Source organism: Sphingomonas canaveralia (assembly GCF_047238125.1).
GTDB lineage: Bacteria > Pseudomonadota > Alphaproteobacteria > Sphingomonadales > Sphingomonadaceae > JBDFMH01.
On sequence record NZ_JBDFMH010000001.1, the window covers coordinates 2,967,026 to 2,980,735 of the forward strand.

Here is a 13,710-nt window from a genome sequence, read left to right on the forward strand (position 1 = left end):
CGCTGTAAGCCGCGCGAAAGCTTTGCGGCCGATCTACGAGAAAAGGGCGCCCGGTTGCCCGGACGCCCTTTCCCCGTGACGATCGTCGATCAGTAAAAGAAGGAATAGATGATGTCCTCGATCAGCCCGCTGCGGACGTCGATCAGCATCACATCATCATAATAGCGGACCCAGCGATAGCCGCCATAAGCCGGCGGCAGCCGATAGGCCCAGGGATCGCTGATCCAGTAGCTCGACCCGTAGAAATAGGGCTGGATGCGATAACCGGGGGACCAGCGCCGATACTGGCCGGCATAGCCGCGCGGGGCATAATAGCGCGGCAGGCGATACGCGTTGCGGTTGTTGTTGCGCCAGCCCCGCCAGTCATAGCGGCGATCATTGCGCCAGTCGCGGCTCCAGCCGCTATTGCCCCGCCCGCGATCATTGCCCCAGTTACGGTCGTTGCCGCGATTGTCGCCCCAGCGACGATCATTGGCCCAGCGGCCATCGCGACCGCGATCGTCGCGCCAGTCACGGCGGTCGTCGCGGCGATCTCCGCGATTGTCGCGCCAGTCGCGATTATCGTCACGCAGGCCCTGGCGGACATCGCGATAGCGCTCGGCCTGCCTCTGCGAAGTGCCGCCCCGCACGGCCTGGCGATCGCGCCACTGCTCTGCGCGATCGCGGCCCAGTTCGCGGCGATCCTGGCGCAGTTCGGCACGGTCGCGCTGCAGCTCGCGCTGGTCGCGGCGCGCCTCGCCGTAACGGCCCTGCGCGACATCGCGACGGACTTCCTGGCGCTGCTGCTGCACTTCACGACGGCCTTCGCGTACTTCCTGGCGTCCCTGGCGGACTTCCTGGCGGTTCTCGCGCGCCTCACGGCGATCCTGCCAATTCTGTGCCGCCAGCGGCGACGCCATCGTCGCGCCCAGCAGCAATGCGGTGATGATCCTGCGCATGCCCTTCATCCTCATCGAGCGGTGACGCAGGAAATGCGTCACCCTGTTGCAGGCTTGCCTGATTCGCGGTGGCGCGTTGCTGAATTGAAATGTCAGCCGATTGAAAGGATTCGGCTTCGGTGCGAACGTCTCTCATCAAGCCGCCCGGCATTGACCTGCCGGATCGCGCGAAATAGGCGAGCGCCGGAAGGAGCCCTCCATGACCTATGTCGTCACCGACGCCTGCATCCGCTGCAAATATATGGACTGCGTCGAGGTCTGCCCGGTCGACTGCTTCTACGAAGGTGAGAACATGCTCGTCATCAACCCCAGCGAATGCATCGATTGCGGCGTGTGCGAGCCGGAATGCCCGGCGGAAGCCATCCTGCCCGACACCGAGGGTGGGCTGGAGAAGTGGCTGGAGCTGAACACCAGCTTCTCCGCACAATGGCCCAACATCACCCGCAAGCGCGAAGCGCCCGCCGATGCCGACGAGCACAAGGGCGAGGACGGCAAGTTCGACAAATATTTCTCGCCCGAGCCCGGCGAGGGCGACTGACCGCCGTACGCGCGATCGCCGAGCCATGAGCGGCTATCCGCTGCGCTTTCGCCTGCTCGCGATATGCCTCTCGGTGCTGGCCGGCTTTGTCGATGCGATCGGCTTTCTCGCGCTCGGCGGCTATTTCGTCTCGTTCATGAGCGGCAATTCGACGCGGCTCGGCGTCGATATCGCGACCGGAGAGGCCATGCTCGTGCCGGCGATCGCCATCCTCTCGTTCGTGGTCGGGGCGATGGCGGGCGCGCTGGTGGCGGCCGGCACGGGTGACCGGCGCAAGCCGGCCGTGTTGGCGCTGGTTGCGCTGCTGCTCGCTACGGGCGCGGCAGCGGCCGGCGAAGGGGTCGTGTTGCTCGCGCTTGCCGTGGTCGCGGCGGCGATGGGGGCCAGCAACGCCGTGTTCCAGCGCGATGGTGAGGTCAGCATCGGCGTGACCTACATGACTGGGGCGCTGGTGAAGCTGGGTCAGCGGCTGGCAGGCGCCCTGCTGGGCGAGCCGCTCTGGGCCTGGCTGCCGCACGCGCTGCTTTGGGCGGGGCTCGCCAGCGGTGCGCTGGCGGGGGCCCTGATGCATGCTGCGATCGGCCTCGCCGCGTTGTGGATCGCCGCTGCCGCCGCTGCGCTATTGGCAATCGCCGCCGCGCTGATGGGGACGGCAGTCGATGTACGGGGGCCGGACGCGCCGACCCCCTGAACAACCTCAGAAGCCGCCGGTCGGCGCGCCGTTCGGCACCACCGTCACCGCGCGGCGGTTCTGCGCCCAGGCGGCATCGTTCGATCCGGTATCGAACGGCCGCTCCTTGCCATAGCTGATCACCGAGATCCGGCCCGGATCGACGCCGTTGGATGCCAGGAAGTTCTTGGCGGCGTTGGCGCGGCGATCGCCCAGTGCGAGATTATATTCGCGGGTGCCGCGTTCGTCGCAATGGCCCTCGATCGTCACGCGCACAGCGCCGTTCTGCTGCAGCCATTCGGCATGCCGGCGCAGCGTGCCCTGTGCCTCGGCGTCGAGATCATGGCTGTCGGTCGCGAAGAACACGCTGTCGGTGCCCGCCTTTGCCAGGAAATCGGCCCGGCTGCCGGGTACAGCGCCGGTGCCGACACCGCCATCGGTGGCGCCGGTGTTGCCGGTCGTCGGGGCCACGCTCTCGGCAGGCGGCGGCGGCAGATCGGCAGGCTTCTTCTTGGCGCAGCCGGCGACCGCGATCAGCGATACCGCTACCATGAGCTTGACGGGAAGATGGGCCATGTCGGTCTCCTTGTTTAGTCGGCGGCCCCGCTACCGGCCGCGTGAGCTTAGAGCGGTTATCGTTTCAGCCCGGCAACAGTTCCGGGCGCCGATCAGGGCAGCAGCGGCCCCCAGGCGGGATCGGATCCGTCCAGCGGCGTGGGCACGCGCTTCTCGTTGACCCCGGTCAGGTCGACCGACCAGAGATCGGCCTTGCCCGAGCCTTGCCCGGTCCGGAAGAACATGATGACCCGGCCGTTGGGCGCCCAGCTCGGCCCTTCGTCCTGCCAGCCGTTGGTCAGGATTTTCTCACCGCCGCCGCTGGGCGACATCACGCCGACCGAGAAGCCGCCGCCGATCCTGGTAAAGGCGATCAGATCGCCGCGCGGGCTCCAGGCCGGGGTCGCATAGCGGCCGCCGCCGAAGCTGATCCGGTTCTGGCCCGATCCATCGGCGCCCATCACATAGAGCTGCTGGGTGCCCGACCGGTCGCTTTCGAATACGATCTTCGATCCGTCCGGAGAGAAGCTGGCACCGGTATCGATGCCGGGCGATGTCGTCAGCCGCTGCGGCGTGCCGCCCGATGCGGAAACCCGGTAGATGTCTGTGTTGCCGTTGACCGCCATCGAGAAGACGATCGTACGGCCATCGGGCGAGAAGCGCGGTGCGAACGTCATGTTGCGCTGGTTGACGACGAGGCGGGAGCGCCCCGAGCCGACATCATAGACATAGATGCGCGGCTGCTGGTTTTCGAACGACATGTAGGTGATGGTCTGCTGGTTGGGCGCGAAACGCGGCGTCAGCACGATCGACTGGCCGTTGGTGATGAAGCGGTGGTTGGCGCCGTCCTGATCCATGATCGCCAGACGCTTGGTGCGCTTCTTCTTGGGCCCCGTCTCGGAGACATAGACGACGCGGCTGTCGAAATAGGGCCCCTCGCCGGTCAGCCGCGTATAGACGGTGTCGGCGCACTTGTGCGCGGCGCGGCGCCAGTCCGCTGGCTTCACCACGAAGCCCTGGCGGGTCAGCTCGGTCTGGCCGAAGACATCGTACAGATAGCAGCCGACCGTGAGCGTGCCATCGCCATTGGCTTGCACGAAGCCCTGCACCAGCGCCTGCGCGCCGGTCGACGTCCAATAGGGATATTCGGGGGCGTTGACCTGATTGAAAGCGACCGGGCGCAACTGCGCGGCGCCGAGCGGCGTGAACAGGCCGCTGTTGCGCAAATCGTTCGAGATCACCTCGGACACACGATTGCCGAGCTCGGCAGTGGTGCCTGCCGCGGTTTCGACAGGGCTCGGCGTTGGCATCCGCGGGATCGCGATCGGCGTCGGCGCAGCGATGCCGCCAGTGATGTCGACGCGAATCTGCGCGGCGGCAGCCCCTGCCATCACCGTCGTCCCGGCGAAAGCCGGGATCCAGAGCCACGCATGGTAACGCTTGCGGCTCCTGGATTCCGGCTTTCGCTGGAATGACGAGGTCAGTCTTGGGCGGGCGACAAGGCTCATCTTCATCTCCTGCCCCCGGGGGGCGTGTGGCCTATCGGGATCACAAGTGTCAACGCGCGGCGATCTGGCTGAAGCCGGCTTCGATGTCGCGCCAGCCATTCTCGTAGAGTTCGGCCGGCAGCTTGAGCGGAGTGCATTCCATCACCGATGCGATCGCCACCTCGGCCGCGCGGGTGGCGTAACGGCGGTTCTCGTCGTCGACGCCGGTCTGCTCGGATCGCGTCGGCCGGGCGGTCAGCGTGCCGTCCGGATCAAACCGCAGCCGCAGCACGGTGATGATCCGTTCGGCGCCGGGGCCGACGATCCCCTTGCGCTCGTAACAGGGCTGCACTTGGCGCTTGATGGCGGCGGCAAGCCCGTTCATCTGCGCCTGGCCGACCGCGGCGGCGCGCGGTGTCTGCGCCTTGCCCGCGCTCTTCTCGGGGGTGATGCCTTTCAGGAAATCGTCGCCGATCGATCCCCCGGCAGCTTTCGGGCGGGTGCCGCTGCCGGCGGAACTGGCCGGCGCTGCCTTGGCCGGCGTCGGCCGCGCCGGGGCCGCCTTGGCCGGCGTCGCCTTCGGCGGTGTGGCCGGGGCCTTGGGCGCGGGCTTGGCAGGGGCGGCAGGCTTGGGAGCCGGCTTGGCCACCGGCTTTGGCACCGGCTTCGGGGCAGGAACCGGCTTCCGCGCGGGGGCGGGTGGTGCCGGCGCCGGGGGGGCGGGTGTCGGTTTCGGCGGCGGTGGCAGCGGCTCCGGTTCGGGCGCTGCCGGCGCGGCTTCCTCGGGCGGGCCGATCTCGGGCGCGACAGACGGCGCCGGCGCTTCCTGCGTCAATACTGGCGCTTCGGATCGCAGGCCGATCGCATCGACCAGTTGCACGTCGACCGGTTCGCTGATCTTGGGCAGTGGCTTCGGCGTGGTCAGCAGGCCGACGGACAGCGCGCCGAACAGCGCGATATGGCCGGCCGCCGCGATCGCGAAGCCGTTGCGTTCGGCGCGATCCATCAATTGCCCTGCTTGGTATCGGCGCCCACGGTGACGAGCGCGACCCGGTTCAGCCCGGCGCGGTTCAATTCGCCCATCACCCGCATCACACGGCCATAATCCAGCCCGGTATCGGCGCGCAGCAGCACCTGCCGCGGCTCGCCCGACGGGCGGCTGGCGGCGATCTCGGCCAACCGCGATCCGAGTGCGGCTTCGGCCACCTGATCCTCGCCGATGAAGATGCGGCCCTGATCGTCAATCGCGATATCGACCGGTTCCCGTTCCTGATCCAGCGCGCCGGCCTTCGAATCGGGCAGGTTCACCGGCACGCCCGCGGTCAGCAGCGGCGCGGTGATCATGAAGATGATCAGCAACACCAGCATCACATCGACCAGCGGGGTGACGTTGATATCCGCCATCGGCGCGCGGCGGCCATTGCCGCTGCGGCCGGAGATCGGGCCCATCGCCATCACTCGATCTCCAGCTCGCGGCTCAGCGTGGCGTGGAAACCGTCGGCGAAGCGGTTGAGCTTGGCTTCGAACTTGTTCAGCTTGTGGGTCAGCCGGTTGTAGGCGATCACCGCCGGGATCGCGGCGAACAGGCCCAGCGCCGTCGCGAACAGCGCTTCGGCGATGCCGGGCGCGACCACGCCGAGCGAGGTGTTCTGGCTGGCGGCGATATCGGTGAATGCGCGCATGATGCCCCACACGGTGCCGAACAGCCCGACGAACGGCGCGACCGAGCCGATTGTGGCCAGGATGTTCAGCCGATCGGAAAGCTTGTCCATCTCCTGCGCGGCGGCCGCTGCCATCGCGGTCGCCAGCCGGGCGCGGGTGCCTTCTCGATCGACCGGCTTGCGCGCGGTGGAGCGCCGCCATTCGGACACGCCGGCTGAAAAGATTTTCGCGGACGGCAGATCCTCGCGGCCGGCACCGTCATACAGCCGGTCGATATCCTCGGCCTTCCAGAAATCCTGCTCGAACCGCGCGCTGGCCTTGGCGACTCGGGACAGCTTCAGCTGGTGTGCGATGATGATCGCCCAGGTCCAGATGCTGGCAAACAGCAGGCCAAGCATCACCGTCTTCACGACGATGTCGGCTTGCAGGAACAGCGTGATCGGCGACAGGAGATTGCCCTGGGTGGTCAGCTCGATACCGGTCATTCGATCAATCAGCCCCTTGCAGCCGCGAAAAAAGTGCGACCCAGTCGCGCGGCTGACGCCGGGGCCGTCCATCGGGAGCCAGGAAGGCCGCGGTCACATCCGCGCTCGCCAGTTCCTCATCCCCGCGCATGACTCGTTGCTGAATGACGCACGAAGCCGCGCGGATATCCGTCAGCCGCGAGATGATCAGGAGCGCATCGTCCAGTCGCGCCGGCCGTCGATAGCGGATCGCCAGTTCGGACACTGCATAGGCGCCGGTGCCATCTTCCTGCGCGGCGCGCTGGTCGATGCCGGCTGCGCGCAGCATGTCGCTGCGGGCGCGTTCCATGAAGCGCAGATAGTTCGCGTGATAGACGATGCCGGTGAGGTCGGTGTCCTCGAAATAGACGCGCACCGCGAAGCGATGTTCGGGCCCGTCGAAATATCCGGCATGCGGCTGGTCGCGGTCGTCCTTAACCATCCGCGCGGGCTTAGCGGCTGAGGCGAGGGGGGCAACCCCCTACAGATCCAGCCCGCCCTGAGCGCCTTCGGGCGGCACCAGCCCGAGATGCGTCCAGCCCCGCCCGTTCAGGCAGCGGCCGCGCGCGGTGCGGGCGACCAGGCCGAGCTGGATCAGATAGGGTTCGATCACTTCCTCGATCGTGTCGCGCGGCTCGCTCAGGCCCGCGGCCAGCGTCTCCACGCCCACCGGGCCGCCGCGATAGATGTCGGCGATCATCGCTAGGTAGCGCCGATCCATCGCGTCGAGCCCGAGCGCATCGACCTCGAGCCGGGTCAGCGCCGCATCGGCCGCGCGCGCATCGACGATCGCGGTGCCCGCGACATTGGCGAAATCTCGCACCCGGCGCAGCAGTCGCCCCGCGATCCGCGGCGTGCCACGCGCGCGCCGGGCGATCTCGGCCGCGCCATCGGGGGCGATGCCCAGTCCGAGCAGCCCGGCCGCGCGCCGCACCACGCTTTCCAGTTCGGCCACGGTATAGAATTGCAGCCGCACCGGGATGCCGAAGCGATCGCGCAAGGGGGTCGTCAGCAGGCCCTGGCGAGTGGTGGCGCCGACCAGTGTGAAGCGCGGCAGATCGATCCGCACGCTGCGCGCGGACGGCCCCTCGCCGATCATCAGATCGAGCGCGCGATCCTCCATCGCCGGATAGAGCACTTCCTCAACCGCGGGCTGCAGCCGGTGAATCTCGTCGATGAACAGGACATCGCCATCCTCGAGATTGGTCAGCAGCGCCGCCAGATCGCCTGATTTCTGGATCACCGGGCCCGATGTCGCGCGGAACCCTACGCCCATTTCGCGTGCAACGATCTGCGCCAGCGTGGTCTTGCCCAGGCCCGGCGGGCCGAACAGCAGCACATGATCCAGCGCCTCGCCCCGCGTCTTCGCCGCGCTGATGAAGATGCGCAGATTGTCGCGCGCGGCCGCCTGGCCGACGAAATCGTCAAGCGTCTTTGGGCGCAGCGCCGCATCCACATCCTCGGGCCGGCGGGCGGCGGTCAGCAGGCGATCGTCTTCGTCCATCGGTACGCGCTTAGCGTGCGCGACGCTTTGCGGGAACCGCGTTGCACCATTCCATTCACCGCGCTCCTGACATAGCGTGCGCCCCGGGGGACATCATCATGGCGACGGCTGCGATTCCCGATGCGGTGCGCGATCCGCTGGTCGAGCCGGCCGGCGCGGGGCTGACGCGGGCCGGGACGGTGCGGGTGGATGCGATCGATCGGCTGCGCGGACTGGTGATCGCGCTGATGGTGCTCGATCATGTCCGCGACTTCTTCCATGTCGACGTGATCGCCTATGACCCGACCGATCCGGCGCGGACCACCGCGATCCTGTTCGCCACGCGCTGGATCACCCATCTGTGTGCGCCGACCTTCGTGTTCCTCGCCGGCGTGTCCATCCACTTCCAGAAGGCGGACGGCAAGCCGGATGCCGCGCTGTCCCGCTTCCTGCTGACGCGGGGGGCATGGCTGGTCGTCCTGGAATGCACGCTGGTCAGCTTCGGCTTCAACTTCGGCGCGCCGTTCCTGTTCCTGCAGGTGATCTGGGCGATCGGGATGAGCATGATCGCGATGAGCCTGATCGCGTGCCTGCCCACGCGCGCGGTATTGGCGATCGGCGGTGCACTGCTGCTGGTCTGCCCACTCCTGCTGGCCGCCACCGAGGGGGCGACCGGGCTTGGCGCAATCGTGCGAACGATCGCGATCGCGCCCGGGACGCTGCCGGGCCTGCCCACTTTCCAGCCCTATCCGGTGCTGCCCTGGCTGGCAGTCATGTGCCTGGGCTTCGGGCTCGGCCCTGTCTTCCGCCAGCCTGCACGCGAACGGCGCCGCGCGGTGCTGGGGATCGCACTCGGGCTGCTGGCCGCATTCCTCGTGCTGCGCGGGCTCAACGGCTATGGCGATCCTGCACCCTGGCATGGCTGGCCGACAGCCGGCCAGACGGTGATGGGGTTCCTCAACATCTCCAAATATCCGCCTTCGCCGGATTATGTCGCGATCACGCTCGGCCTGTCGCTGCTGCTGTTCCTGCTGCTGGAGAGGCTGGGCGGTGCGGCATCGCGCGTCCTGCTCGATTTCGGGCGGACGCCGCTCTTCACCTATCTGTGCCATCTCTACATCGCGCACGGGCTGATGCTCTTGACTGCGGCAGCGATGGGGATGCCGGCCGTCGCCATCAACCTGTTGCCGAACTGGTTCGCAGGCACGATCCCGGCGAGCTGGGGTTTCTCGCTCACCACCGTCTATTGCGTCTGGCTGCTCGTGCTGGCGATGCTGGTGCCGCTGGCACGCTGGTTTGCAGGCGTGAAGCGGCGTCGGCGGGACTGGTGGCTGGGCTATCTGTGAGGGAGAGGGCATTGATCGATCGACGCAACCTGCTCGGCCTGATAGCCGCCGCGCCGCTGCTGGCCCGACCCTCCATGGCGTTCGCGGCGTCGCCCTTTCCGACGGCGCGATTCGATCAGGCGATCGTGATCGACGGGCTTGGCGGGTTCGACGATCCATATGGCAAGGAGGGCGATGTCCGGATCAGCGATCGCGGTTGGGCCGAAATCCGCGCCTCGGGGGCGACCGCGTTTCATTTCACGATGGGCGAAGTCGGCAACGAGAAGGACGGCGGCTGGCTGGATACGCTGAAGTCGTTCGGCCAGATCGGCGGTTTCCTCGACCCCAATGCCGATCGCTTCATGCTGGCGCGCTCTGCCGCCGATATTCGCGCGGCCAAGGCGGCGGGCAAGATCGCGATCATCTACGGTTTGCAGGATACGGCGATGGTCGGGGCGGACCTCGATCGGCTTGCCGTGCTGAAGGGGCTGGGCGTACGCATCGTCCAGCTAACCTACAATCTGCGCAACCTGTCGGGCGATGGCGCGCTGGAGCCCGCGCAATCGGGGCTATCGCGGCTCGGCCGGCGGACGATCGAGCGGATCGAGGCCGAGAAGCTGCTGCTGGATCTGAGCCATGGCGGGCGCCGTACGATTGCGGAGGCGGTAGCCGCGGCGAAGCGGCCACCCATCATCAGCCATACCGGCTGCCGCGCGCTGCACGACAATCCCCGCAACGTCGACGATGCATCGCTGAAAGCGGTGGCAAACAAGGGCGGCGTGATCGGGATCTACTGGATGCCGTTCCTGGTGGCGAACGGCAAGCCAACGGGGGCCGATCTCGTGCGCCACATGGATCATGTCGTGAAGCTCTGCGGCGAGGATCATGTCGCGATCGGCACCGACGGCAATCTGAGCAAGACCGTGATCGACGACAAGGCGCGCGCCCGCCAGAAGAAGTTCTACGAGGATCGCACCGCGCGCGGCATCGCTGCCCCGGGCGAGGGGCCGGACATCTTCAATATCGTCACCGAATGGGATGGCCCGATGCGGTTCCGCAAGCTGGCCGACGGTCTTGCCGCTGCCGGCTGGAGCAGCGCGCGCATCGAAAAGGCGCTCGGCGGCAATCTGATGCGGCTCTACGCCGACGTGTGGGGCAGTTGATCTGATCCTCCCCCGCATGGGGGAATTGGCTCAGCCCAGCTGCTGCGCAACCAGCGCCTTCAGGTCCGCTTCCGGTCGCGCGCCATAGTGCGAGATCACTTCGGCCGCTGCGATCGCGCCGATGCGTAGCGACTCCTCCAGGCTGCGGCCGCGGACATGGCCGAACAGGAAGCCGGCGGAGAACAGGTCACCCGCGCCAGTCGTGTCGACCACCTTGTCGATCGGCTGGGCCGCGACCTCGGCGCGCTCCCCGCCCGAGACCGCGATCGCGCCCGCGGCACCCCGGGTCGTCACCAGTACCGGCACCTGCGCCGCAATCTCCGCGACCGCCGCCTCGAAGTCCGATGCGTCGGCCAGCGCCAGCAGCTCCTCTTCGTTGGCGAACAGGATGTCGATGTCGCCATCGGCGATCAGCTTGCGGAAATCGGCGCGGTGGTTGTGGATGCAGAACTCGGCCGAAACGCCGAGCGCCACCTTGCGGCCGGCCGACTTGGCATAGCGGATGGCGCGCTTCATCGCTTCGCGCGGCTCGGCGGGATCCCAGAGATAGCCTTCGAGCAGCAGGATGCCTGCGCCCGCCACCGCGTCCGCGTCGATCGAATCGGCGGGCAGATACTGGGCCGCGCCGAGATAGGTGTTCATCGTGCGCTGGCCGCACTGGCTGACCAGGATCAGGCAGCGCGCGGTCGGCACGTCGCTGCCGCCACGTGCCGGCACGTCGAACGCCACGCCCTGCGCGCGAATATCATGGGCGAAGACTTCGCCGAGCTGGTCGTCGGCGACCTGGCCGACAAACGCGCAGGATCCGCCCAGCGCTGCGAAGCCGGCCAGCGTGTTGGCGGCCGACCCGCCACTCACTTCGCGGCCCGGGCCCATCTTCGCGTAGAGATCGGTCGCCTGGCCCGCGTCGATCAGCCGCATCTGGCCCACCGTCATCCCGTTATCGGTGATGAAGTCATCGCTGGCAGGCGCCAGCACATCGACGATGGCATTGCCAATTGCGATGATGTCGAGGGTGGGTTCGGTCACGGGCAACTCCGGCGGTCGAAAAGGCGGAGCCGCGCCTAGCGGGCGGATCGTCGGCGTGCAACCGCGGCGCATTGCCAAGCCCGAATGTTATGATATGCAATCTCATCATCATGATGGAGGCCGTGTCATGCGTCGTTCCGCCGTCCGCCCCGCTGCCGAACCCGCGCTGTTCGGAGAGATCAACACGACCCCGTTGATCGATGTGATGCTGGTGCTGCTGATCATGATGATCCTCACCGTGCCGATCACCACGCACAAGGTGCCCCTCGACCTGCCTCAGGCCGGGCCAACAGCCGGGGCGCCGCGCCCAACGCATCGGCTTGCGCTCGATCCCGCCGGGGCACTGTCATGGGATGGTGTGCCGATCGCAATTGCGGAGCTCCCCCGGCGGCTGGCCGCGCATGTCGCTGATCCGGCTGCGCCGCAGCTGACTTTGCGTGCCGAAGCTGAAACCCCTTATCTCCGCTTCGACGAGACGCTGGCCACCATCCAGCGCGCCGGTGTCACCCGGCTGGGGCTGGTCGATAATGGACGGTTCGTATCCGGCGACTAATCGCATCGGGGTTGCGCCGCGGCTGGTGCGGCGCGATCCTGCCAGGCGGGAGGTTCGGCCATGAACCGGGATCCGCGGATCGATGCCTATATCGAACGGGCGCAACCTTTTGCGCAGCCGATCCTGCGCCATATCCGGGGGCGGATGCACGCCGCCTGCCCCGACGGCGAGGAAACCATGAAATGGTCGTCGCCCAGCTTTACCTACCAAGGCGAGATCTTGGCGGGGATGGCCGCCTTCAAGGCCCATGCGGCGCTCAACTTCTGGAAGGGCGGCGCAGTCACCGACGGGATCGACGGTGCGATGGGCCGGTTCGGCAAGCTGACCAGCATTGCGGACCTGCCGGACGACGCGGCATTCGATGCGCTGGTGACGAAGGCGATGGCGCTGGTGGGAACCCGTACCGCGCGACCGAAGCCAGACCCCAAGCCACGGATCGATACACCCGCCGACATGACCGCGCGGCTTGCCGCCGATCCGGCGGCTCAGGCGGTCTGGAATCGCTTCCCGCCCGGCCAGCGTCGCGAATATGTGACCTGGATCGTCGAGGCCAGGCGACCGGAGACGCGCGCGAAGCGGCTCGATCAGGCGATCGCGTGGATCGCGGACGGCAAGCGCCGCAACTGGAAATACGAGAATTGCTGATCGTTGCGCCCGCCGCTAGCTAGGGAGGTGGGCGACAGGCGGGGTCTTGCGGGTGGACGGCGACGCAATCGGGGAATTGGGCGCGATCGCCACGGCCGGGATGGCGGCGCGCGCGATCGAGCCGGGCGCCGGCGAGGCGCATGCGGCCGGGCACGGCGCCTGCCTAAATTGCGGCTGCAAGCTCGACGGGGCCTATTGCCCTTGCTGCGGTCAGGCAGCGCATGTCCATCGCTCGCTGGCGGCGTTCGGCCACGATATCGCGCACAGCGTGCTGCACTTCGAAGGCAAGATCTTCCGAACGCTGCCGCTGCTGTTCTTCCGCCCTGGCGAACTTACCCGGCGCTACGTGCATGGCGAACGCGCGAAATTCGTGTCGCCGATGGCGCTGTTCCTGTTCTCCGTATTTACGATGTTCGCGGTGTTCAGCCTGGTCGGCGGGCCGGTGCCGCTCGCATCCGGCGAGGAGATACGGCAGGGCGTTGCCCAGGCACGCGTCAATATCGCCGCCGAGCAGCGCAACCTAAGTAGCCAGCGCGACCGGATCGATCGCGAGATCGCCGCCGCACGCGCCGCGAACCGGCCGACGACGGCACTGGAAATGAGCCGCAAGGCGTTCGATGCGAAGATCGCCGATACGCAGCGTTCGGATGCGTTCGTCCGGCTGGGCGAAACCGGCACCAGTGCGCTCCGCCCGAATATGGAAGAGCTGAAGATCAACACTGGCGATCCCGCGTTCGACAGGAAGCTCGGCCATCTGCTCGAGAATCCGGATCTCGCGCTCTACAAGCTGCAATCCAGCGCCTATAAATTCTCGTGGGCGCTGATTCCGATCTCCGTGCCGTTCATCTGGCTGATGTTCTTCTGGAAGCGCGGGTTGACGGTCTACGACCATGCCGTGTTCGCGACCTATTCGATCAGCTTCGTGACTCTGCTCGTGATCCTGCTGTCGCTGATCCGCCCGATCGGGCTAGGCGCCGGCTTTGCGCTGACCGTGCTGACCTTCGTGCCGCCGGTCCATATGTTCGTGCAGCTGCGTGGGGCCTACCCGATCGGCCGCTTCGGCGCGCTGTGGCGCACCGTGTATCTGGTCACGGTGGCGACCTTCTCGTCACTCGCCTTCTTCGCCAGCCTGCTGGCAATCGGGCTGCTGGGCTGAACG

At 67.3% G+C, this 13,710-nt stretch carries 16 protein-coding genes; 7 read left to right on the top strand and 9 right to left on the bottom strand.

Annotated features, from left to right (window positions below; all coding sequences use genetic code 11):
- Nucleotides 1–89: 89 nt before the first annotated feature.
- Nucleotides 90–938 carry an RcnB family protein gene (locus tag ABC347_RS14835; RefSeq protein WP_413246480.1) on the bottom strand — a complete coding sequence of 283 codons (849 nt, stop codon included), beginning with the start codon at nucleotides 936–938 and terminating at the stop codon, nucleotides 90–92.
- 199 nt (nucleotides 939–1,137) lie between these two features.
- Between ABC347_RS14835 and fdxA the strand changes: the two genes are divergently transcribed.
- Both fdxA and ABC347_RS14845 read left to right on the top strand, forming a co-directional pair.
- Nucleotides 1,138–1,476 (top strand): ferredoxin FdxA, encoded by a 339-nt coding sequence (gene fdxA, locus ABC347_RS14840; RefSeq protein ID WP_413246481.1) that lies wholly within the window; start codon nucleotides 1,138–1,140, stop codon nucleotides 1,474–1,476.
- Between the two features lie 25 nt (nucleotides 1,477–1,501).
- A complete protein-coding gene (locus ABC347_RS14845; protein WP_413246482.1) occupies nucleotides 1,502–2,167 on the top strand; it encodes a YoaK family protein in 666 nt (221 codons plus the stop codon).
- A 6-nt stretch (nucleotides 2,168–2,173) separates the two neighbouring features.
- On the opposite strand, the gene pal is transcribed toward ABC347_RS14845, so the two are convergent.
- The 7 genes from pal to ruvB form a co-directional block, all read right to left on the bottom strand.
- Nucleotides 2,174–2,722, bottom strand: coding sequence for a peptidoglycan-associated lipoprotein Pal (pal, locus tag ABC347_RS14850; RefSeq protein WP_413246483.1), 549 nt, complete (start codon nucleotides 2,720–2,722; stop codon nucleotides 2,174–2,176).
- Nucleotides 2,723–2,814: 92 nt separating this feature from the next.
- The gene (gene tolB / locus ABC347_RS14855) at nucleotides 2,815–4,092 is read right to left on the bottom strand and encodes a Tol-Pal system beta propeller repeat protein TolB (RefSeq protein WP_413246484.1); all 1,278 of its coding nucleotides are present in this window, start codon (nucleotides 4,090–4,092) and stop codon (nucleotides 2,815–2,817) included.
- Nucleotides 4,093–4,258: 166 nt separating this feature from the next.
- Entirely contained in the window at nucleotides 4,259–5,194 is a 936-nt protein-coding gene (locus ABC347_RS14860) for a hypothetical protein (RefSeq protein WP_413246485.1), read from the bottom strand.
- Nucleotides 5,194–5,643, bottom strand: coding sequence for a protein TolR (tolR, locus tag ABC347_RS14865; protein ID WP_413246486.1), 450 nt, complete (start codon nucleotides 5,641–5,643; stop codon nucleotides 5,194–5,196). Before tolR ends, ABC347_RS14860 begins: the two co-directional genes overlap by 1 nt.
- Nucleotides 5,643–6,335, bottom strand: coding sequence for a protein TolQ (gene tolQ, locus ABC347_RS14870; RefSeq protein ID WP_413246487.1), 693 nt, complete (start codon nucleotides 6,333–6,335; stop codon nucleotides 5,643–5,645). Before tolQ ends, tolR begins: the two co-directional genes overlap by 1 nt.
- Before the next feature lie 4 nt (nucleotides 6,336–6,339).
- Nucleotides 6,340–6,795 (bottom strand): tol-pal system-associated acyl-CoA thioesterase, encoded by a 456-nt coding sequence (gene ybgC / locus ABC347_RS14875; RefSeq protein ID WP_413246488.1) that lies wholly within the window; start codon nucleotides 6,793–6,795, stop codon nucleotides 6,340–6,342.
- Between the two features lie 39 nt (nucleotides 6,796–6,834).
- Nucleotides 6,835–7,857 carry a Holliday junction branch migration DNA helicase RuvB gene (gene ruvB, locus ABC347_RS14880; RefSeq protein WP_413246489.1) on the bottom strand — a complete coding sequence of 341 codons (1,023 nt, stop codon included), beginning with the start codon at nucleotides 7,855–7,857 and terminating at the stop codon, nucleotides 6,835–6,837.
- Nucleotides 7,858–7,955: 98 nt separating this feature from the next.
- Between ruvB and ABC347_RS14885 the strand changes: the two genes are divergently transcribed.
- Both ABC347_RS14885 and ABC347_RS14890 read left to right on the top strand, forming a co-directional pair.
- Nucleotides 7,956–9,182 carry an acetyltransferase domain-containing protein gene (locus ABC347_RS14885; protein ID WP_413246490.1) on the top strand — a complete coding sequence of 409 codons (1,227 nt, stop codon included), beginning with the start codon at nucleotides 7,956–7,958 and terminating at the stop codon, nucleotides 9,180–9,182.
- 11 nt (nucleotides 9,183–9,193) lie between these two features.
- A complete protein-coding gene (locus tag ABC347_RS14890) occupies nucleotides 9,194–10,324 on the top strand; it encodes a dipeptidase (RefSeq protein ID WP_413246491.1) in 1,131 nt (376 codons plus the stop codon).
- Between the two features lie 30 nt (nucleotides 10,325–10,354).
- On the opposite strand, the gene ABC347_RS14895 is transcribed toward ABC347_RS14890, so the two are convergent.
- Entirely contained in the window at nucleotides 10,355–11,353 is a 999-nt protein-coding gene (locus tag ABC347_RS14895) for an adenosine kinase (RefSeq protein ID WP_413246492.1), read from the bottom strand.
- A gap of 127 nt (nucleotides 11,354–11,480) precedes the next feature.
- On the opposite strand from ABC347_RS14895, the gene ABC347_RS14900 reads away from it, so the two are divergent.
- From ABC347_RS14900 to ABC347_RS14910, 3 genes are read left to right on the top strand one after another with little or no spacing between them, the layout of a single operon-like run.
- Nucleotides 11,481–11,906, top strand: coding sequence for an ExbD/TolR family protein (locus tag ABC347_RS14900; RefSeq protein WP_413246493.1), 426 nt, complete (start codon nucleotides 11,481–11,483; stop codon nucleotides 11,904–11,906).
- 60 nt (nucleotides 11,907–11,966) lie between these two features.
- Nucleotides 11,967–12,551: a YdeI/OmpD-associated family protein gene (locus ABC347_RS14905; RefSeq protein ID WP_413246494.1), complete on the top strand. Its 585-nt coding sequence runs from the start codon at nucleotides 11,967–11,969 to the stop codon at nucleotides 12,549–12,551.
- 52 nt (nucleotides 12,552–12,603) lie between these two features.
- The gene (locus ABC347_RS14910) at nucleotides 12,604–13,707 is read left to right on the top strand and encodes a DUF3667 domain-containing protein (RefSeq protein WP_413246495.1); all 1,104 of its coding nucleotides are present in this window, start codon (nucleotides 12,604–12,606) and stop codon (nucleotides 13,705–13,707) included.
- Nucleotides 13,708–13,710: the final 3 nt, after the last annotated feature.